Source organism: Streptomyces sp. V4I2, assembly GCF_030817655.1.
Classification (GTDB): domain Bacteria; phylum Actinomycetota; class Actinomycetes; order Streptomycetales; family Streptomycetaceae; genus Streptomyces; species Streptomyces plumbiresistens.
The window spans coordinates 5,588,075-5,606,895 of sequence record NZ_JAUSZM010000003.1 but is presented as its reverse complement, the minus strand read 5'-3'; the positions used below and the strand labels follow the sequence as shown (position 1 = coordinate 5,606,895).

At 71.3% G+C, this 18,821-nt stretch carries 20 protein-coding genes and 1 tRNA gene; 13 read left to right on the top strand and 8 right to left on the bottom strand.

Translation table 11 applies throughout. The features are described 5' to 3' along the window. Nucleotides 1-154 precede the first annotated feature (154 nt). Entirely contained in the window at nt 155-1,846 is a 1,692-nt protein-coding gene (paaN, locus tag QFZ76_RS26555; RefSeq protein WP_307676076.1) for a phenylacetic acid degradation protein PaaN, read from the top strand. On the opposite strand, the gene QFZ76_RS26550 is transcribed toward paaN, so the two are convergent. From QFZ76_RS26550 to QFZ76_RS26540, 3 genes are read right to left on the bottom strand one after another with little or no spacing between them, the layout of a single operon-like run. Next, nucleotides 1,843-2,604 (bottom strand): RNA methyltransferase, encoded by a 762-nt coding sequence (locus tag QFZ76_RS26550; protein ID WP_307676075.1) that lies wholly within the window; start codon nt 2,602-2,604, stop codon nt 1,843-1,845. The two genes, paaN and QFZ76_RS26550, sit on opposite strands and share 4 nt — an antisense overlap. After that, nucleotides 2,601-3,899, bottom strand: coding sequence for an HTTM domain-containing protein (locus QFZ76_RS26545; RefSeq protein WP_307676074.1), 1,299 nt, complete (start codon nt 3,897-3,899; stop codon nt 2,601-2,603). The genes QFZ76_RS26550 and QFZ76_RS26545 overlap by 4 nt, the downstream gene beginning before the upstream one ends. Next, a complete protein-coding gene (locus tag QFZ76_RS26540) occupies nt 3,896-4,684 on the bottom strand; it encodes a DUF5819 family protein (RefSeq protein ID WP_307676073.1) in 789 nt (262 codons plus the stop codon). Before QFZ76_RS26540 ends, QFZ76_RS26545 begins: the two co-directional genes overlap by 4 nt. 368 nt (nt 4,685-5,052) lie before the next feature. Here QFZ76_RS26540 and paaA point away from each other — a divergent pair, with 368 nt between their 5' ends. The 6 genes from paaA to QFZ76_RS26510 all read left to right on the top strand — a co-directional run bounded on the left by paaA (nt 5,053) and on the right by QFZ76_RS26510 (nt 9,952). Continuing rightward, nucleotides 5,053-6,093, top strand: a complete 1,041-nt coding sequence (gene paaA, locus QFZ76_RS26535) for a 1,2-phenylacetyl-CoA epoxidase subunit PaaA (protein WP_307676072.1) — start codon at nt 5,053-5,055, stop codon at nt 6,091-6,093. Further along, nucleotides 6,090-6,377, top strand: a complete 288-nt coding sequence (gene paaB / locus QFZ76_RS26530; protein ID WP_054242083.1) for a 1,2-phenylacetyl-CoA epoxidase subunit PaaB — start codon at nt 6,090-6,092, stop codon at nt 6,375-6,377. Before paaA ends, paaB begins: the two co-directional genes overlap by 4 nt. After that, nucleotides 6,374-7,096 carry a 1,2-phenylacetyl-CoA epoxidase subunit PaaC gene (gene paaC, locus QFZ76_RS26525; protein ID WP_307676071.1) on the top strand — a complete coding sequence of 241 codons (723 nt, stop codon included), beginning with the start codon at nt 6,374-6,376 and terminating at the stop codon, nt 7,094-7,096. Before paaB ends, paaC begins: the two co-directional genes overlap by 4 nt. Then, nucleotides 7,090-7,638, top strand: coding sequence for a 1,2-phenylacetyl-CoA epoxidase subunit PaaD (paaD, locus tag QFZ76_RS26520; RefSeq protein ID WP_307676070.1), 549 nt, complete (start codon nt 7,090-7,092; stop codon nt 7,636-7,638). Before paaC ends, paaD begins: the two co-directional genes overlap by 7 nt. After that, nucleotides 7,638-8,699, top strand: coding sequence for a 2Fe-2S iron-sulfur cluster-binding protein (locus tag QFZ76_RS26515; RefSeq protein WP_307676069.1), 1,062 nt, complete (start codon nt 7,638-7,640; stop codon nt 8,697-8,699). The genes paaD and QFZ76_RS26515 overlap by 1 nt, the downstream gene beginning before the upstream one ends. A gap of 119 nt (nt 8,700-8,818) precedes the next feature. Beyond that, nucleotides 8,819-9,952, top strand: coding sequence for an acyl-CoA dehydrogenase family protein (locus QFZ76_RS26510; RefSeq protein ID WP_307676068.1), 1,134 nt, complete (start codon nt 8,819-8,821; stop codon nt 9,950-9,952). A gap of 47 nt (nt 9,953-9,999) precedes the next feature. Here QFZ76_RS26510 and QFZ76_RS26505 read toward each other — a convergent pair whose 3' ends face one another. From QFZ76_RS26505 to QFZ76_RS26490, 4 genes are all read right to left on the bottom strand, one after another. Then, nucleotides 10,000-10,329 carry a rhodanese-like domain-containing protein gene (locus QFZ76_RS26505; RefSeq protein WP_266448294.1) on the bottom strand — a complete coding sequence of 110 codons (330 nt, stop codon included), beginning with the start codon at nt 10,327-10,329 and terminating at the stop codon, nt 10,000-10,002. A 73-nt stretch (nt 10,330-10,402) separates the two neighbouring features. Continuing rightward, nucleotides 10,403-11,245 carry a J domain-containing protein gene (locus QFZ76_RS26500; protein WP_307676067.1) on the bottom strand — a complete coding sequence of 281 codons (843 nt, stop codon included), beginning with the start codon at nt 11,243-11,245 and terminating at the stop codon, nt 10,403-10,405. A gap of 188 nt (nt 11,246-11,433) precedes the next feature. Further along, complete coding sequence (locus QFZ76_RS26495; RefSeq protein WP_307676066.1) at nt 11,434-12,894, bottom strand: DUF2252 domain-containing protein; 1,461 nt, start codon at nt 12,892-12,894, stop codon at nt 11,434-11,436. Nucleotides 12,895-13,103: 209 nt separating this feature from the next. Then, entirely contained in the window at nt 13,104-13,466 is a 363-nt protein-coding gene (locus tag QFZ76_RS26490) for a helix-turn-helix domain-containing protein (RefSeq protein ID WP_307676065.1), read from the bottom strand. Between the two features lie 132 nt (nt 13,467-13,598). Here QFZ76_RS26490 and QFZ76_RS26485 point away from each other — a divergent pair, with 132 nt between their 5' ends. The 3 genes from QFZ76_RS26485 (at nt 13,599) to QFZ76_RS26475 (ending at nt 15,016) form a co-directional block, all read left to right on the top strand. Continuing rightward, nucleotides 13,599-14,252, top strand: coding sequence for an FMN-dependent NADH-azoreductase (locus QFZ76_RS26485; protein WP_307676064.1), 654 nt, complete (start codon nt 13,599-13,601; stop codon nt 14,250-14,252). A gap of 147 nt (nt 14,253-14,399) precedes the next feature. Then, nucleotides 14,400-14,630 (top strand): helix-turn-helix domain-containing protein, encoded by a 231-nt coding sequence (locus tag QFZ76_RS26480; protein WP_307676063.1) that lies wholly within the window; start codon nt 14,400-14,402, stop codon nt 14,628-14,630. 50 nt (nt 14,631-14,680) lie between these two features. Then, the gene (locus tag QFZ76_RS26475) at nt 14,681-15,016 is read left to right on the top strand and encodes a hypothetical protein (RefSeq protein ID WP_307676062.1); all 336 of its coding nucleotides are present in this window, start codon (nt 14,681-14,683) and stop codon (nt 15,014-15,016) included. 155 nt (nt 15,017-15,171) lie between these two features. Here QFZ76_RS26475 and QFZ76_RS26470 read toward each other — a convergent pair. Next, nucleotides 15,172-15,255: transfer RNA gene (locus QFZ76_RS26470), tRNA-Leu, on the bottom strand. A 490-nt stretch (nt 15,256-15,745) separates the two neighbouring features. Between QFZ76_RS26470 and QFZ76_RS26465 the strand changes: the two genes are divergently transcribed. The 3 genes from QFZ76_RS26465 (at nt 15,746) to QFZ76_RS26455 (ending at nt 18,811) form a co-directional block, all read left to right on the top strand. Beyond that, nucleotides 15,746-16,621, top strand: coding sequence for a DUF3662 and FHA domain-containing protein (locus QFZ76_RS26465; protein ID WP_266436607.1), 876 nt, complete (start codon nt 15,746-15,748; stop codon nt 16,619-16,621). A gap of 10 nt (nt 16,622-16,631) precedes the next feature. Further along, entirely contained in the window at nt 16,632-17,150 is a 519-nt protein-coding gene (locus tag QFZ76_RS26460; protein ID WP_266436609.1) for an FHA domain-containing protein, read from the top strand. Between the two features lie 98 nt (nt 17,151-17,248). After that, a complete protein-coding gene (locus QFZ76_RS26455) occupies nt 17,249-18,811 on the top strand; it encodes a Stp1/IreP family PP2C-type Ser/Thr phosphatase (protein ID WP_307680131.1) in 1,563 nt (520 codons plus the stop codon). The last annotated feature ends 10 nt before the right edge of the window (nt 18,812-18,821 follow it).

Genomic DNA, 18,821 nt, shown 5'->3' with positions numbered 1-18,821 from the left:
GATCCTCCCGCACGGGGTTTTCCACAGATGCGGCGGACCCCCTTGTCCCGACCGATCGTTCGGTTACTCTAACTCTGGATGGCTGTTCCTGCCCATGTTTCTGCCCAGGTCATGAGCTCGACGAAGAGTTCTTGAGACGAGGAGTTGGTCCCGCATGGCCGCCGAACTCACCGCGCACAATCTGATCGCCAAGCACCGGCCCACCCTCGACCAGGCGCTGGAAGCGATCCGCACGCGCGCGTACTGGTCCCCGCACCCCGAGCACCCCAAGGCCTACGGCGAGAACGGCAGCCTGGACATGGCGGCGGGCAAGGCCGCCTTCGACGCCCTCCTGGGCACCCGCCTCGACCTCGGCCAGCCCGGCACGGACGACTGGGTGGGCGGCGAGGTCTCGCCGTACGGCATCGAGCTGGGCGTGACCTACCCGCACGCGGACGTCGACGAGCTGCTGCCCGCCATGAAGGCCGGCCAGAAGGCCTGGCGGGACGCAGGCGCGGAGATCCGCGCGGTGGTGTGTCTGGAGATCCTCAAGCGGATCAGCGACCGGACGCACGAGTTCGCGCACGCGGTCATGCACACCTCCGGCCAGGCCTTCATGATGGCGTTCCAGGCGGGCGGCCCGCACGCGCAGGACCGCGGCCTGGAGGCGGTGGCGTACGCGTACGTGGAGCAGGTCCGCACCCCGGACACGGCGGAGTGGACCAAGCCGCAGGGCAAGCGCGACCCGCTGGCGCTCACCAAGCGGTTCACACCGGTCCCGCGCGGGATCGCGCTGGTCATCGGCTGCAACACCTTCCCGACGTGGAACGGCTATCCGGGCCTGTTCGCCTCCCTGGCCACCGGCAACGCGGTCCTGGTGAAGCCGCACCCGCGCGCGGTACTGCCGCTCGCGCTCACCGTCCAGGTCGCGCGCGAGGTCCTCACCGAGGCCGGCTTCGACCCGAACCTGGTGTCGCTGGCCGCCGAGCGTCCCGGCGAGGGCATCGCCAAGACCCTGGCCACCCGCCCCGAGATCCGGATCATCGACTACACCGGCTCGACGTCGTTCGGCGACTGGCTGGAGACCAACGCCCGCCAGGCGCAGGTCTACACGGAGAAGGCCGGCGTCAACACGGTGCTGGTCCACTCCACGGACGACTACAAAGGGATGCTGTCCAACCTGGCCTTCTCGCTGTCCCTGTACAGCGGCCAGATGTGCACCACCCCGCAGAACCTGCTCGTGCCGCGTGACGGCATCCGCACCGAGGAAGGCCCCAGGACCTTCGACGAGGTGGTCGCCGACCTCGCCCGCTCGGTGGACGGCCTGCTCGGCGACGACGCGCGCGCGAACGCCCTGCTCGGCGCGATCGTCAACCCGGACGTCAAGGCCCGCCTGGAGGCCGCGGCCGGCCTCGGCGAAGTCGCCCTCGCCTCGCGGGAGGTGAGCAACCCGGAGTTCCCGGGAGCGGTCGTCCGCACGCCCGTCATCGTGAAGCTGGACGGCGCCAAGCCGGACGACGAAGCCGCCTACATGAGCGAGTGCTTCGGCCCTGTCTCCTTCGCCGTCGCGGTCGACTCGGCGCCCGACGCACTGAAGCTGCTGCGGCGCACGATCCGCGAGAAGGGCGCGATGACGGTCGGCGCGTACACCACCGACGAGGAGGTCGAGCAGGCCGTCCAGGAGGTCTGCCTGGAGGAGGCGGCCCAGCTGTCGCTGAACCTCACGGGCGGGGTGTACGTCAACCAGACCGCCGCCTTCTCCGACTTCCACGGCTCGGGCGGCAACCCGGCGGCCAACGCGGCGCTCACCGACGGGGCGTTCGTGGCGAACCGCTTCCGGGTGGTCGAGGTGCGCCGGGAGGCCTAAGGGATGTGCGGTGCGCCCCCGGTGGCGCTCCAGTGGTACAGCGTCATGGCCACACTGGTCGCGAGGTTGTAGCTGGAGACCTGGGGGCGCATCGGCAGCGCGACCAAGTGATCGGCACGCGCGCGCAGGTCGGCCGACAGCCCGCTGCGTTCCGAGCCGAAGGCAAGGATCGCCTCGTCCGGGACCTTGGTGCCACGGATGTCCTCACCCTCCGGGTCGAGGGCGAACACCGGCCCCGACGGCAGCTCTGCCACCGTCAGCCGTTCCACGGCGGTCGCGAAGTGCAGCCCGGCGCCGCCGCGTACGACGGTGGGGTGCCAGGGATCGAGCGTCCCGGTAGTGACCACTCCGGTCGCCCCGAAACCGGCGGCCAGCCGGATCACGGCCCCCGCGTTGCCCAGGTTGCGCGGGTTGTCGAGGACCACGACGGGCGCGGTGCGGGGGGTGTGCGCCAGCCTGTCCAGGTTGGCCGCGCGGGAGGGACGTACGGCCAGGGCGGCGATCTCGGTGGGGTGCGGGCGCGGCACCAGACTCCGGTACGCCGGCGCCGGGACCTGGGTCAGGAGCGCGTCGAGTGTGTTCCGTACGTCCGGCGCCAGTTCCTCGGCGAGGGCGAGGGCGGCCGCCCGGTCGGCGGTGACCGCCACCGGAACCTCGGCACCGAAGCGCAGCGCGTGCTTGAGGGCGTGGAAGCCGTCGAGCAGCACGGACGTGTCGGCGAGCTTGTGCCAGACGTCGAGGGGGCCGGGGGCGCTCATGCCCTGAAGCCTACGGGCGCGTCCCCCGCGTCCCCCGCGTCCCCCGCGCCTCCGGCGTCCTTCGCACCGCCGGGATCCCCTGCGCTCGCCGTGTGCCCCGCGCTCTCCGGGGCGCGCGGCTTCGGCAGCGGTGTCCCGGCCGTGCCCGTGCCCATGCCCGCGAGCAGTCGTCCACGCGCGCGTGCCGCCCAGCCGCCGAGTCGGCGCAGGAACGACGTCGGCAGGAAGACCGCGTCGGCGGCGATCATGGCCAGCGAGAAGAAGGGCAGTCCGAGGATCACGGCGATCGCGGCGTGCTCGAAAATCATGACCGCCAGCAGGACGTTCTTGACGCGCCGGTTGAAGAGCGTGAACGGGAAGGCGACCTGCGCGGCGACGGTGCCGTACGTCACCAGCATCACCATCGTGCCGCTGGCCGCCAGCGCGTCGGCGAGCGCGGGCCACGGGGAGAAGTAGTCGAGGTGCAGGGGGTAGTAGACGGCGGTGCCGTCCTGCCAGCGCGAGCCCTGGACCTTGTACCAGCCCGCCGTGGCGTAGATCAGACAGGCCTCGGCCATGATCACGAGCAGGGCGCCGTTGTGGACGATGTTGGCGACGACGTCGAGCAGGATCCGGGGCTCGCGGGTCTTCGCACGGCGTCCTATGAGCCACCCCAGGGCCTGAGCGAGCCAGACCGTCCACAGCAGCAGCGGCACGAACTCCTCGCCGTCGAACAGTCGGCCCGACAGGGTCACCGCGGCCAGCGCCAGGCCGAGCACGCCCCACAGGGCCGGGCCCACCCGGTCCGGAACATGTTCCCCGCGCGCGCGTGCCTCGCGTCCGAGCCGCGCCCGCCGCGCGTCCAGCGACCACACCTGGCCGCAGCGCGTGAACACCAGGTAGATGCACATCAGGTGCAGGACGTTGTCGCCGCCGTCCCCCATGAAGATGCTGCGGTTCTGCAGCGAGAGCACGCCGACCATGAACAGCACGGACATCGTGCGGGTGCGCCACCCCAGCAGCAGCAGGACGCTCGTCAGGACGGCCAGCGTGTAGACGGCCTCGAACCAGAACCGGCCGTCGGACCACAACAGGGCCGTGAAGGCACCGTTGTCCGAGACCAGCTGCTGGGCGAGACCCCAGCTCCAGGGGCCGTCGGGGCCGTACATCTCCTCGCGGTGCGGGAACTCGCGCAGCAGGAACAGCAGCCAGGTGCCGCTGAAGCCGATGCGTATCACGGCGGTCTGGTACGGGCCGAGGGCGGACTCGGTGACACGGGCGATGCCGGCGGAGACGCCGAGCGCGAAACGGTTCACTTGACGTCCCTCTCGATGCTGTCCGCCGTGATCGACCACCAGGGCAGCACCCGGTACACCGGCTCGTCCGACACCTTCTCCTGGCTCCACTGCGGCGGGCGCACATTGGTGGTGCGGGAGCGGATCTGGACCAGATCGATCGCACCGCCCTTCCCGGCCGCGTCGTCGCGCTCCAGGCGCAGCAGCACGATGCGGCGCAGATACGTCTCGGACAGGGAGCCGCGCAGGCCCACCGGGCGGTTGTCGCTGTCGTGGGTGGCGACGAAGAAGTCCCAGGCCCGGCGCAGCTCGTTCTGCTGGGTGTGGCTCGGCAGCAGGTTGCCGTCGATGGCCCGGCCGTCCTCGGCGGACAGGTCGTACCAGCCGGTCGTGCGCACCCCGCCGTCCGCCGTGTCGATCTGGGCCCGGACCTGGACGGCGATGTTCTGCTGCAACGGGTTCGGCGCGAACAGTTTCCAGTTCTGCTCGAACTCCGGGTAGATCCAGTCGTCGATCGCCCGGCCGTGCTGCTTGGTCACCGTGTTCGACGGCGCGACGTGCAGGAACACCATGCCGATGTGCACACAGACGGCAACGGCGACGACCGCGAGGGTCACGGCGACGGCGATCTGATAGCGGAGGGAGAGGGCGGCGATGCCGGTGCGGGCCTCGCGGGGTGGTGCCTGGTCAGGCGGCGGGTCGCGGGGATCAGCCGGGTCGGGCGGGGAGCCCTGGGGACCGGCGGGCGCGGCGCCCGGCTCGCCCGGCCCGTGCGGGGCCTTCGAGCCTCCGTCGTGCACGTCCATTCCGCCCCGTTCCCGTTCCGGTCCGTCTTCCGGCCGCCCTGCCGCCTGCTGTGTGCCAGGTGCTGTGGCGCTGTGGCGCTGTGGTCCGCCGCCGCCTGCCACGAGGCACTGGCGAGGGACGCCGTAGCGCCCACGCACCACCATTCCGCCGACGCTCGCACGGAACGGTACTCACGCCCGCGCGCCCGGCACAGCCCCCACCGGCTCTTCCGCGAAGCCACCCCGGTTGTCCACAGGCGTGCCCGGGGATGCCCGGAGGTTATCCACAGCGGTTGACACCTTACGGCGCCCGTCACACCATGGAATCGCACGAACCGAACGATCGGTCGGGAGCAAGCACCGGCAGAGCCCAGGTCGAGGGGGACCTCATGGCGACAGCAGCCACGCACCAGACGGCGCGCACACTGGCGCAGGACGGCCAGGACGGCCAGGACGGCACACAGGCCGACGTCGACGACACCGCCGCGTACGAGAGGGCCTTCGACGCCGCCGTGGCCGCCGACGAGCGCGTCGAGCCGCGTGACTGGATGCCCGACGCCTACCGCGCGACCCTGGTCCGGCAGATCGCGCAGCACGCCCACTCCGAGATCATCGGCATGCAGCCGGAGGCGAACTGGATCACGCGCGCGCCCTCACTGCGCCGCAAGGCCATCCTGATGGCCAAGGTCCAGGACGAGGCAGGACACGGGCTCTACCTCTACAGCGCGGCCGAGACCCTCGGCACCGGCCGCGAGGAACTGCTCGACAAGCTCCACACCGGCCGCCAGAAGTACTCCTCGATCTTCAACTACCCCACGCTGACCTGGGCGGACGTCGGCGCGATCGGCTGGCTGGTGGACGGCGCAGCGATCACCAACCAGGTGCCCCTGTGCCGCTGCTCGTACGGCCCGTACGCGCGCGCGATGGTCCGTATCTGCAAGGAGGAGTCCTTCCACCAGCGCCAGGGGTACGAACTGCTGCTGGCCCTCAGTCGCGGCACCCCCGAGCAGCACGCGATGGCGCAGGACGCCGTGGATCGCTGGTGGTGGCCGTCCCTGATGATGTTCGGCCCGCCCGACGACGAGTCAGCGCACTCCGCGCAGTCGATGGCGTGGAAGATCAAGCGGCATTCGAACGACGAGCTGCGCCAGCGCTTCGTCGACATCTGCGTCCCCCAGGCCGAATCCCTGGGCCTCACGCTCCCCGACCCGGACCTGAGGTGGAACGAGGAGCGGGAGCACCACGACTTCGGCCCGATCGACTGGACGGAGTTCTGGGACGTCCTCAAGGGCAACGGCCCCTGCAACGAACAGCGGATAACGCAACGCAGGCGGGCCCACGACGAGGGCGCCTGGGTCCGGGAGGCGGCCTCGGCGTACGCGGCCAAGCACAGTGCCTCCGGTGCCGGAAGGGGAGTGGAGCAGGCATGACGAACACCGACTGGCCCCTGTGGGAGGTCTTCGTGCGCTCCCGCCGCGGCCTCTCGCACACCCACGCCGGCAGCCTGCACGCGCCGGACGCGGAGTTCGCCCTGCGCAACGCCCGCGATCTGTACACCCGGCGCGGCGAGGGCGTCTCGATCTGGGTCGTCCCGTCGTCCGCGATCACCGCGTCCTCGCCCGACGAGAAGGACCCGTTCTTCGAACCGTCCGCCGACAAGCCGTACCGGCACCCGACCTTCTACGAGATCCCGGAGGGGGTGAAGCACCTGTGACCACCACATCCGTCCCTACGGCTGCCGCCCTCGCCCTCGGTGACGATGCCCTGGTGCTCTCGCACCGCCTCGGGGAGTGGGCCGGCCACGCCCCCGTCCTCGAAGAGGAGGTCGCCCTCGCCAACATCGCACTGGACCTGCTCGGTCAGGCCCGTGTGCTGCTCTCGCTGGCCGGCGACGAGGACGAACTGGCGTATCTGCGCGAGGAGCGCGCTTTCACCAACCTCCAGCTGGTGGAACAGCCCAACGGCGACTTCGCCCACACCATCGCCCGCCAGCTGTACTTCTCCACCTACCAGCACCTGCTCTACGCCGAACTGGCCGCCGCGGACGGCCCCTTCGCGCCGCTCGCTGCGAAGGCCGTCAAGGAGGTCGCCTACCACCGCGACCACGCCGAACAGTGGACCCTGCGACTCGGCGACGGCACGGACGCCAGCCATGAGCGGATGCAGCGGGCGTGCGAGACGCTGTGGCGCTTCACCGGGGAGATGTTCCGGCCCGTGGCAGGGCTGGACGCCGACTGGCCGGGCATGGAGTCGACCTGGGTCGAGGCCGTCGGGGACGTCCTGCGCCGTGCCACCCTCACCGTCCCCGAGGGCCCGCGGTCCGGAGCGTGGGCGGCCGGGGCGGGCCGTCAGGGCCTGCACACCGAGTCCTTCGGGAGGATGCTCGCCGAGATGCAGCATCTGCACCGCAGCCACCCGGGGGCGTCATGGTGACGACCACTCCGCTGGAGGCGGAGTTGCTGGAGCTGGCCGGTTCGGTCCCCGACCCCGAACTGCCCGTGCTCACCCTCCATGAGCTCGGCGTGCTGCGCGCGGTGCACGTCCACGGCCCCGACTCGGTCGAGGTCGAGCTGACCCCGACGTACACCGGCTGCCCGGCCGTCGAGGCGATGTCCCTGGACATAGAGCGGATCCTGCACGAACACGGCGTCCGGGACGTCACCGTGCGCAGGGTGCTCGCGCCCGCCTGGTCGACGGACGACATCACGGACGAAGGGCGCCGCAAGCTCCGGGAGTTCGGCATCGCCCCGCCGCGCACGGGGCGGGCGGCCGGGCCGGTCGGCCTGCAGCTGGGGCCGACCCGCACGCTCGACCGGGAAGCCGGGGAAGCCGGGGAAGCCGCCGACCCCATCCGCTGCCCGCACTGCGACTCCGCCGACACCGAGTTGCTCAGCCGCTTCTCCTCCACCGCATGCAAGGCGCTGCGGCGGTGTCTGTCGTGCCGTGAACCCTTCGACCACTTCAAGGAGTTGTGATGGCCCGCTTCCACGCGCTCCCCGTGGCCGCGGTCGACCGGCTCACCGACGACTCCGTGGCCCTGACCTTCACCGTGCCCGAGGAACTGCGCGAGGAGTACCGGCACGCCCCCGGCCAGCATCTCGCCCTGCGGCGCACGGTGGACGGTACGGAGATCCGGCGCACCTACTCGATCTGCTCCCCCGCACCGGCACCGGGCGACGAGGGCCCTCGCACCCTGCGCGTCGGGGTGCGGCTGGTCGAGGGCGGGGCCTTCTCGACCTACGCGCTCAAGGAGATCAACCTCGGCGACGAGGTGGAGGTGATGACCCCGGCGGGGCGCTTCACCCTCGACCCGGCGCCCGGTGTGTACGCGGCGATCGTCGGCGGCAGCGGCATCACCCCGGTTCTGTCGATCGTGGCGACCCTGCTGGCGCGCGAGCCGGAGGCCCGGTTCTGTCTGATACGCAGCGACCGAACGTCCGCCTCGACGATGTTCCTGGAGGAGGTCGCCGACCTCAAGGACCGCTATCCGCAGCGGCTGCACCTGGTGACGGTGCTGTCCCGGGAGGAACAGCAGGCGGGGCTGCCGTCCGGGCGGCTCGACCAGGAGCGGCTCGGCGCGCTGCTTCCGGCGCTGCTGCCCGTGGGGGACGTGGCGGGATGGTTCCTGTGCGGTCCGTTCGGGCTGGTGCAGGGGGCCGAGAGGGCACTGCGGAAGCTCGGTGTTTCCCGCACCCGTATCCACGAGGAGATCTTCCATGTGGACGCCGCCGCCCCCGTGACCACCGCACCCGCTCCCGCGCACAGCACGGTGACGGCCCGACTCGACGGCCGCGGCGGGAGCTGGCCCGTCCGGCAGGGCGAGTCTCTGCTGGAGGCGGTGCTGCGCAACCGGTCCGACGCGCCCTACGCCTGCAAGGGCGGGGTGTGCGGAACCTGCCGGGCCTTCCTGGTCTCCGGCGAGGTGCGCATGGACCGCAACTTCGCGCTGGAGCCGGAGGAGACGGAGGCGGGCTATGTGCTGGCGTGCCAGTCGCATCCGGTGACGGAGAAGGTGGAGCTGGATTTCGACAGGTGAGGAGCCGCGAAACGCACCGGCGTTCCACAGGTGAGCGTCGGCAGCCCGTTCCCTTCTTCTAGAACCTGTTCTATCTTGACGGACCGTCAGATCGGCGGGCCCGGCGGAAGGACAGGACCGTGGACTTCACCTTCACCGAGGAGCAACAGGCAGCGGCCGAGGCGGCGCGGGGGGTGTTCGCCGGGGTAGCCCCGGACGCGGTGCCCAGCCCCGCTCTCACCTCAGGCGCCGTCGCGGACGACTTCGACCGTGCGCTGTGGGCCAGGCTCGCCGACGCGGACCTGTTGAGTCTGCTGCTCGACCCTGAGTACGGCGGGTCGGGCCTGGATGCCGTCGCCCTGTGCCTGGTGCTGCGCGAGGCGGCGAAGGTGCTGGCGCGGGTACCGCTGCTGGAGAACAGCGCCGCGCTCGCCGCCGTACAGACCTTCGCCGGTGCGGAGTTGAAGTCCGGTCTGGCGGTGCGGGCGGGCCGTGGGGAGGTCGTCCTGACCGTCGCCGCGAGCGGCCGCACCGGCCACGACCCGGCCGAACTCGCCGTGACCGCACGGCGGGAGGGGGAGGAGTGGCTGCTGGACGGGGTGCAGACGGCGGTGCCGTGGGCGTACGACGCCGACTTCGTCCTGGTACCCGCCCACACCGCCGCCGACCGGACCCTTCTCGCCGTGGTCCCCCGGGTGCACGCGGGGGTCGAGCTCGCCGAGCAGATCTCCACCACCGGCGAGCGGCTCGGCGAACTGCGCCTGGACTCCGTACGGATCGCGGACCGGGACGTCATCGACGCCGACGGGGCGTGGGAGTGGCTGCGGGATCTGCTGGCCACCGGGACGTGCGCGCTGGCGCTCGGTCTGGGGGAGCGGGTGCTGCGGATGACCAGCGAATACACCGGCAAGCGCGAACAGTTCGGGTTCCCGGTGGCCACGTTCCAGGCCGTCGCCGTGCAGGCCGCCGACCGCTACATCGATCTGCGGGCCATGGAGGTCACCCTGTGGCAGGCCGCGTGGCGCATCGCCTCGGGAGCCCCGGGGGCGCTGCCCGCCTCCGGTGACGTGGCCGTCGCCAAGATCTGGGCGTCGGAGGGCGTACGGCGGGTCGTGCAGACGGCGCAGCATCTGCACGGTGGATTCGGTGCCGACGTCGACTACCCCCTGCACCGGTTCCACGCCTGGGCCAAGCACCTGGAACTGTCGCTCGGCCCGGCGGCGGCCCACGAGGAGACCCTGGGCGACCTGCTGGCGGCCCACCCGCTGGCCTGAACCTCAAGCCGTCCTGAACCTCAAGCCGACCCTCGGCAGGGCTCGGCTCAGAGGACGAAGCCCGGCTGCCCCTCGTCGGTCACGACGGGGCGGCCCGCCGCCGCCCAGACCTGCATGCCGCCGTCGACGTTCACGGCGTCGACGCCCTGCTGGACGAGGTACATCGCGACCTGCGCCGAGCGCCCGCCCGAACGACAGATCACATTGACCCGGCCGTCCTGCGGCGCGGCCTCGGTCAGCTCGCCGTACCGGGCGACGAACTCACTGATGGGGATGTGCAGCGCCCCTTCGGCGTGACCCGCCTGCCACTCGTCGTCCTCGCGGACGTCCAGCAGGAAGTCGCTGTCCTTGAGGTCCGTGACCTCGACCGTGGGCACACCAGCTCCGAAATGCATGCCTCCGACGCTACCCGACGGCGCTGCCCGACGCGGGCGCGCACCGATCCGGCCACTATCCGAGCAACTCCGCCAGCTCGGCCTCGCGCGCGGCGACGTCGGCCAAGAGCTTCTCGGCGACCTCCTCCAGGAGGCGGTCCGGGTCGTCCGGGGCCATCCGGAGCATCGAGCCGATCGCGCTCTCCTCCAGTTCCCGCGCGACCACGGTGAGCAGTTCCTTGCGCTGGGCGAGCCATTCGAGGCGGGCGTAGAGATCCTCGCTGGGCGTCGGCCCCTGCTCCGGGAGCTTCGGTCCGGCGGCCCACTCCTCGGCCAGCTCCAGCAGCAGCGCCTCGTCGCCCCGGGCGTAGGCGGCGTTGACCCGCGTGATGAACTCCTCACGCCGCTTGCGCTCGGTCTCGTCCTGGGCGAGGTCAGGGTGGGCCTTGCGGGCCAGCTCGCGGTAGCGCTTGCGGGCCTCCTCGCTGGGCCGCACCCGCTGCGGGGGCCGCACCGGCTGATCGGTGAGCATCGCCTCGGCCTCCGGGAACAGCCCCTCACCGTCCATCCAGCCGTGGAAGAGCTCCTCGACTCCAGGCATCGGCATGACCCTGGCCCGCGCCTCGTCCGCCTTGCGCAGGTCCTCGGGGTCGCCGGTGCGGGCGGCCCGGGCCTCGGCGATCTGGGCGTCCAGCTCGTCGAGGCGGGTGTACATCGGGCCGAGCTTCTGGTGGTGCAGCCGGGAGAAGTTCTCGACCTCGATACGGAAGGTATCGACCGCGATCTCGTACTCGATCAGCGCCTGCTCGGCGGCCCGTACGGCCCGTTCCAGCCGCTCCTCGGGCCGGGGCACACCGGCGTCCGGCGTCGGCCGGTTCTCACCGGCGACACCACCCTGCTCAGCTTCCGGGGTCGTCACCCGACCAGCGTAGGCCACGGCGGGAGGAGCCTCTCGAACACACCGTCCTCAGCCTCCCGAGCAGGCCCTCTCAGGACACCGGACACGCCCTTGCCGGGACACCGAGCGCCCTTGATACCCAGCGCCCTGATCCAGAGCGCCCCTGACACCCAGCGCCCCTGATCCCGAGCGCCTCGGGCTCGCACCCCTCACACACCCACCTCCGCCGGGATCCGCCCCGATCGCACCGCCGCCACCAGCTGCGCGTGGTCCGCCTCCGTGCGTTCGGCGTAGGCGACGGCGAACGCGGTGATCGCCTCGTCCAGTTCCTCGTTCTTGCCGCAGTAGCCGGCGATCAGGCGCGGGTCGGCACTGTGGGCGTGGGCGCGGGCCAGGAGGGCGCCGGTCATCCGGCCGTAGTCGTCCAGCTGGTCGGCGGCGAGGGCAGTGGGGTCGACGCTGCCCTTGCGGTTGCGGAACTGCCGTACCTGGAAGGGCAGCCCGTCGACCGAGGTCCAGCCCAGCAGGATGTCGCTGACCACCTGCATGCGCTTCTGCCCCATGACCACCCGCCGGCCCTCGTGGTCGACCTTCGGCGCCTCGAACCCGGCGCTCGCCAGGTGCGGCACCAGCACCGAGGGACGCGTCTCCTTGACCTGGAGGACGAGCGGTTCGCCCCGGTGGTCGAGGAGCAGGACGACGTACGACCGGGTGCCGACGCTGCCCGTGCCGACGACGCGGAAGGCGACGTCGTGCACCGCGTGACGGGCCAGCAGCGGGAGACGGTCCTCGGAGAGCGAGGTCAGGTACTGCTCCAGGGACGCGGCCACCGACGCGGCCTCCTCGTCCGGCACCCGCCGCAGCACCGGCGCGGCGTCGACGAAGCGGCGGCCGCCGTCCTCGGTCGGCTCCGTCGACTTCGCGGCGAAGCGCCCGCTGGTGTTGGCCCGCGCCTTCTCGGAGACCCGCTCCAGGGTGCCGAGCAGGTCGTGGGCGTCGGTGTGGGAGACCAACTCCTCGTCCGCGATGGCGTTCCACGCGTCCAGGACCGGAAGCCTGGCCAGCAGCCGCATGGTGCGGCGGTAGGCACCGGTCGCGTCGTGCGCCGCCTTGCGGCAGGTGTCCTCGTCGGCGCCCGCCTCACGGGCGGCGAGCACGAGGGAGGCGGCGAGCCGCTTGAGGTCCCACTCCCAGGGGCCGTTCACCGTCTCGTCGAAGTCGTTCAGATCGATGACCAGACCGCCGCGCGCGTCGCCGTACAGACCGAAGTTGGCGGCGTGGGCGTCGCCGCAGATCTGGGCGCGGATCCTCGTCATCGGGGTGCGCGCCAGGTCGTATGCCATGAGGCCGGCCGAACCGCGCAGGAAGGCGAAGGGCGTGGCCGCCATCCTGCCGACCCGTATGGGCGTGAGCTCGGGGATACGGCCCTGGCCGGACTCCTCGACCGCGCTCACCGCGTCGGGCCGTCCCTCGTCCAGGTCGAGGACGGCGTGCGCACTGCGCGGGACGCTGCGCCGCAGCGCCCTGCCCTCCTCCTTGGGCGTGCCCTCGGCGGGCCAGTCGGCGAAGCCGCAGACCCTGGGGAGCCGACGGGTGCTCCCGGCACTCGCCGCCGCCTCCTGAACGGGGACCGCGTCCCCGACAACCGTCTCCGCACCGACCTCGGTCACAGCGACCGCCTCCCCCGCGTACGCACGAACATCAACTCGTGCCGACCGTACAGCGAGCGGCTGAAACGCGTCAGACCCTGTGGACAACTCCACAGCTGTGGAAAACGCCGAAAGCCCTCAGCGCATTGATGGCACACACCGACGGCACACCAGCGCCACAACGGCCGCGCACCGGCACCACAGCGGCCGCACCGGCACCGCAGCGACCGTCAGCACCCCGTCGGCCGTTCCCCCTCCGGCAGATGCTCCTCCGCCCAGTCCTTGAGCAGCCCCAGCGCCGGAGCCAGCGCGGCCCCCGCCTCCGTCAGCCGGTACGACACCCGCAGCGGAGGCCCCTCGTCGACCTGGCGGACGACGAGCCGGGCGGCGCCGAGTTCGGTGAGGCGGTCGGAGAGCATGCGCTCGCTGATGCCGGGGATGGCCCGGCGCAGGTCGACGAAGTAGGCGGGCCCGTTGGTGAGGACGGACACGATCGGGCCGGTCCAGCGTTTCCCGAGCAGCTGGAAGACGCGCGTGATGCCGTCGTCGACCCGCTTGCAGGCCGCGGGGTCGTGACTCTGCTCGACCGTCATGCCCTCAGGGTACTTGCCTTTCCCGATCGGACTGAAAAAAAGTAAGCGACTGTGTTATCCATAGTCGAGTACATATTACTAGCCCTCGGAACGAGCATCCCGAGGGCCTTGCCGCCGTCCCCTGGAGACCCCATGGCCACGCTCCTGATCATCGACTCCTCCGTCTTCCCCACCGACGCCTCCGCGTCCCGCTCCGTGACGGACGCCTTCCGCAAGACCTGGGAGGAGCAGCACCCCGAAGGCACGGTGATCCACCGCGACCTCGCCGCGAATCCCGTCCCGCACATCACCGCCGAGGCCCACACCGCCGGCTTCGCCGACCCGGCCGCGCACACCCCGGAGCAGGCGGCCGCCTTCTCCGCGCGCGTGCAGCTGATCGAGGAGCTTGAGCAGGCGGACGCGGTGCTGATCGGCGCCCCGATGTACAACTTCTCGATCCCGTCGACCCTCAAGGCCTGGCTGGACAACGTGATCCTCATCGGCCGCACCGCCATGACCGAGGACTCCAAGGTCAAGGGCACCCCGGTCACCGTCGTCGCGAGTCGCGGCGGCTCGTACGCGCCGGGCACCCCGCGCGAGGGCTACGAGTACGTCCAGACCTACCTGCAGGCCGTCCTCGCCGACACCCTCGCCGTGGACCTCCACTTCATCGTCCCGGAGCTCACGATGGCCCCGCAGAACCCCGCGATGACCGAACTGATCCCGCTCTTCGAGGCCTCGCGCGAGCGCGCCCTCCAGGACGCGTCCGCCAAGGCCAAGGAAGTGGCCGAGCGAGTCGCGGCGTAAGCCCGCCGGCCGGGTGGGGCGGGCATCCGTCCCACCCGGCGAAGCACCTCCACAGCAGGCCACCCGCCCTCAGGCCCTCCCTGCCGCAGGCCACGCCCGTATGCGAGTCTTCGCCGGAGCGACACGAGGAGCAGGCGATGACCGAGAGTGCGAAGGCGGCACCCCGTCGGCGGCACGCGCAGGCGAACCGGCGGCGCATCCTGTGACGTCGCGCGCGAGACGCTGAGCGCAGATCCGGAGACCACCGTCGACGACATCGCCCGCGCGGCAGGGATCGCCCGCCGCACGCTCTACGGCCATTTCGCCGGCCGGGAGGATCTCGTCAACGCCCTGGCCGAGGAGGCCGTGGAGTCGCTCCGGCAGGCGTTCGTCGAGTAGCGCAACCCGCCGAGCCCGCCGACCTGGCCCTGGCCCTGGCCCGCTACATCATGGCCGTCTGGGGCATCGGCGACCGCTTCCGCATGCTCATCGCGCTCGGCCGCCGCGACCTGGACGGCGACATCCGCGGCGCGCTGACCCCCGTACGCGATCTGGCCGGTGAACTGCTCGCGCAGGGACAGCGGGACGGAGTGTTCGCCGACCACCTGCCGGCGCCGGTGCTGGCCCACGTCATGGAGTCGGTCGTCGTCTCGATGCTGGAGTCGGTGAACGACGAGACATGGGAGGGCTCCGCCCCCGCCGCCGCCACGGCGGTGCTGCTGGCCGTCGGCAGGACACGTCCCGAGGCGGAAGCCGTCCTGCGGCACCTGCGCACGGGCGGCTGACCCCGCAGCCCGTCGCCTTCGTGGCAGAGCCTTCTTCGCAGAGGCTCCCGACCGTGAGATAGCTCACCGCCGGGCCCCCGCCACGACCAACGAGAAACGGGCCCTCACCGTGACTTTCGTCACTGGTGAAGACCCGTTCCGTCGGTTCTTCGCTGTGCGCGAGGGGGGAGTTGAACCCCCACGCCCTTTCGGGCACTGGAACCTGAATCCAGCGCGTCTGCCTATTCCGCCACCCGCGCATTGGGTGTGTCTTCGGGCTGTTCCCCCTTGGGGGCGGCGCCTTCCGACACGCAGAACATTAGCACGCAGGACGGGGTGGGTTCACATCCCTTATGGCCGGGCAGCCGCCGACCAGCACACTCTGCGTCAGTCCGCCACCCCGCCCCCGATTCCGTCAGCAGACGTATCAACGCCGACCTGTTCACGTATCAACCTCGTACCGGTCCCGACCGTCTCCGCAGGAGCGGTCCAGGTCCACAGTCCGGTGCGGGACACTTGTCTGCGGCCGCCTCTACGATCCTTGGCAGGACTACGTCCGAGAAGAGTTCGAAGGGGAGCTCCGGAGGGAACTTCGGAGGCGTCGACACCCGTCGACCGGTCCGACAGGGGGAACCAGCCGATTCGACGGCGCGTGGATACGATCAGTAAGCAGTACCAGCAGCAGTACCGGGCAAGGCAGTGCCCGCTCAGCGGGACACAGGACAGCAGCGGCTACGGAGGAGGTGCCCCATGGGAGTCCTGAAGAAGTTCGAGCAGCGTCTCGAAGGTCTGGTCAACGGCACCTTCGCCAAGGTGTTCAAGTCCGAGGTACAGCCCGTGGAGATCGCGGGAGCGCTCCAGCGCGAGTGCGACAACAACGCGACGATCTGGAACCGCGACCGGACGGTCGTACCCAACGACTTCATCGTGGAGCTGAGCACTCCGGACTTCGAGCGGCTCAGCCCCTACTCCGGCCAGCTCGGCGACGAGCTCGCCGGGATGGTGCGCGACTACGCCAAGCAGCAGCGCTACACCTTCATGGGCCCCATCAAGGTCCACCTGGAGAAGGCGGACGACCTCGACACCGGCCTGTACCGGGTGCGCAGCCGTACGCTCGCCTCCTCCACCAGCCAGCAGGCTCCCGGCGGCGCCCCGGCGGCCCCGGCCCCAGGCCGGCCGGCCCCCGGCGGCTACGGCTACCCGCCCGCCGCCGCACCCGCGGCCGCCCCGCCGATGCCCGCCGCGCCGCCGCCCGGCGGCCGTCCCGGCGGTTACGGCTACCCGCAGCCCGCGGGCGGGCAGCGGCCCCCGGTCGCACCTGCTCCCGCTCCCGCGGCCGGCGGTCGCATGCGCCACTGGATCGAGATCAACGGCACCCGCCATCAGATCTCCCGCGCGACGCTCGTGCTGGGTCGCAGCACCGAGGCCGACGTGCGGATCGACGATCCCGGCGTCTCGCGCCGGCACTGTGAGATCCGGACCGGAACGCCCCCGACGATCCAGGATCTCGGGTCCACCAACGGCATCGTGGTGGACGGGCAGCACACCACCCGCGCTACGCTCCGCGACGGCTCGCGGATCGTCGTGGGCAGTACCACCATCATTTACCGGCAAGCCGAAGGGTGAAGCGGGGGCAATGTCAGAGCTGACCCTCACGGTCATGCGGCTGGGTTTCCTGGCCGTACTGTGGCTGTTCGTGATCGTGGCCGTGCAGGTCATCCGCAGCGACCTGTTCGGTACGCGTGTCACCCAGCGCGGTTCGCGCCGGGAGAGCGGACGGCAGCAGCAGGCCGCCGCCCGGCAGGCCGCGCCCCCGCAACAGCGCCAGCAGGCCGCCGCCGGTGGCCGCCAGCGTCGTAACGCCCCCACCAAGCTGGTGGTGACCGAGGGCACCCTCACCGGTACCACGGTGGCGCTCCAGGGCCAGACCATCACCCTGGGCCGGGCGCACGACAGCACCATCGTGCTGGACGACGACTACGCCTCCAGCCGACATGCCAGGATCTACCCGGACCGTGACGGCCAGTGGATCGTCGAGGACCTGGGCTCCACCAACGGCACGTACCTCGACCGAACGCGGCTGACGACCCCCACACCGATCGCACCGGGCGCGCCCCTCCGCATCGGCAAGACCGTCATCGAGCTGCGGAAGTAGTGCTACGTCATGAATGAGCGCGAGCGGAGCGAGCACGCAGCGGCGCCCGGCACCCCGGGCCCCGGCGCGCTCCCGACCGGAGGGTGGGCACCGTGCGGATGTACCCGGAGCCGACGGGCGAGGTGCGCATGAGTCTGTCACTGCGCTTCGCCGCCGGATCGCACAAAGGCATGATCCGGGAGGGCAACGAGGACTCCGGATACGCCGGTCCGCGCCTGCTCGCCATCGCCGACGGCATGGGCGGCGCGGCGGCCGGCGAGGTCGCCTCCTCCGAGGCCATCTCCACCATCGTCGCCCTCGATGACGACGTGCCCGGCTCCGACATCCTCACCTCCCTCGGCACCGCCGTGCAGCGCGCCAACGACCAGCTGCGCGCGATGGTCGAGGAGGACCCGCAGCTGGAGGGCATGGGCACCACGCTCACCGCCCTCCTGTGGACCGGCCAGCGCCTCGGTCTCGTACACGTCGGCGACTCGCGCGCCTACCTGCTGCGCGACGGCGTCCTCACGCAGATCACGCAGGACCACACCTGGGTGCAGCGCCTGGTCGACGAGGGCCGTATCACCGAGGAAGAGGCCACCACCCACCCGCAGCGCTCCCTGCTGATGCGCGCGCTGGGCAGCGGCGAGCACGTCGAGCCCGACCTCTCCATCCGTGAGGTCCGCGCCGGCGACCGCTACCTGATCTGCTCCGACGGTCTGTCCGGGGTCGTGTCCCACCAGACCCTGGAGGACACCCTCGCCAGCTACCAGGGCCCCCAGGAGACCGTGCAGGAGCTGATCCAGCTCGCGCTACGCGGCGGCGGCCCCGACAACATCACGGTCATCATCGCCGACGTGCTCGACCTCGACACCGGGGACACCCTCGCCGGACAGCTGTCCGACACCCCTGTCGTGGTCGGCGCGGTCGCCGAGAACCAGCTCCAGCTGCACGACAACGGCATCATGCAGACCCCCGCGGGGCGCGCCTCCGGCCTCGGCCGCCAGGTGCCCGGACAGGGCGGAGGCGGCGAGTTCGGCCCGCCCGGCTCCGGCGACACCACCGGCTACATCTCCACCGCCGGCTTCGGCGACTACGGCGACGACGACTTCGTCAAGCCCCGCAAGGGCCGCAAGTGGCTCAAGAGATCCTTCTACGGCGCGCTCGCGCTGGCCGTCCTCGGCGGCGGCCTCTACGGCGGCTGGCGCTGGACGCAGACGCAGTACTACGTCGGCGCCAACGGCGAACACGTCGCCCTGTACCGGGGCATCAGCCAGGACCTCGCCTGGGTCTCGCTGTCCAAGGTGCACAAGGACCACCCCGAGATCGAACTCAAGTACCTGCCGACGTACATGCAGAAGCAGGTCAAGGCGACGATCACCGAGGGCGGACTCAAGGACGCCCAGACGAAGATCGAGGCCCTGGCGGTCCAGGCCTCCGCATGCGAGAAGGAAGCAGCGCGGCAGAAGGCCGAGAGCGAGAACAACGCCAAGACCGGCGAGGGCGAGGCCGGCGGCACCACGGGAACCACACCCGCCTCTTGGCCGTCCAAGGCATCGCCGTCGCCGAATCCATCGACGCCGACCTCGCCCGCCCCGTCCACGACTGCGCCCAAGCCCACCCCCGGCCCCAGCCTCTCCGACCAGGAGCAGAAGGTCGTCTCGCAGTGCGACAAGCAGTAGCCGAGCCGTG

What these genes read in the sequence shown, in the direction of transcription:
- paaN (WP_307676076.1), top strand. Translation starts at nt 155, where the DNA reads ATGGCCGCCGAACTCACCGCGCACAATCTGATCGCCAAGCACCGGCCC.
- QFZ76_RS26550 (WP_307676075.1), bottom strand. Translation starts at nt 2,604, where the DNA reads ATGAGCGCCCCCGGCCCCCTCGACGTCTGGCACAAGCTCGCCGACACG.
- QFZ76_RS26540 (WP_307676073.1), bottom strand. Translation starts at nt 4,684, where the DNA reads ATGGACGTGCACGACGGAGGCTCGAAGGCCCCGCACGGGCCGGGCGAG.
- paaA (WP_307676072.1), top strand. Translation starts at nt 5,053, where the DNA reads ATGGCGACAGCAGCCACGCACCAGACGGCGCGCACACTGGCGCAGGAC.
- paaB (WP_054242083.1), top strand. Translation starts at nt 6,090, where the DNA reads ATGACGAACACCGACTGGCCCCTGTGGGAGGTCTTCGTGCGCTCCCGC.
- paaD (WP_307676070.1), top strand. Translation starts at nt 7,090, where the DNA reads ATGGTGACGACCACTCCGCTGGAGGCGGAGTTGCTGGAGCTGGCCGGT.
- QFZ76_RS26515 (WP_307676069.1), top strand. Translation starts at nt 7,638, where the DNA reads ATGGCCCGCTTCCACGCGCTCCCCGTGGCCGCGGTCGACCGGCTCACC.
- QFZ76_RS26490 (WP_307676065.1), bottom strand. Translation starts at nt 13,466, where the DNA reads ATGACGGTCGAGCAGAGTCACGACCCCGCGGCCTGCAAGCGGGTCGAC.
- QFZ76_RS26485 (WP_307676064.1), top strand. Translation starts at nt 13,599, where the DNA reads ATGGCCACGCTCCTGATCATCGACTCCTCCGTCTTCCCCACCGACGCC.
- QFZ76_RS26475 (WP_307676062.1), top strand. Translation starts at nt 14,681, where the DNA reads ATGGCCGTCTGGGGCATCGGCGACCGCTTCCGCATGCTCATCGCGCTC.
- QFZ76_RS26465 (WP_266436607.1), top strand. Translation starts at nt 15,746, where the DNA reads ATGGGAGTCCTGAAGAAGTTCGAGCAGCGTCTCGAAGGTCTGGTCAAC.
- QFZ76_RS26460 (WP_266436609.1), top strand. Translation starts at nt 16,632, where the DNA reads ATGTCAGAGCTGACCCTCACGGTCATGCGGCTGGGTTTCCTGGCCGTA.
- QFZ76_RS26455 (WP_307680131.1), top strand. Translation starts at nt 17,249, where the DNA reads ATGTACCCGGAGCCGACGGGCGAGGTGCGCATGAGTCTGTCACTGCGC.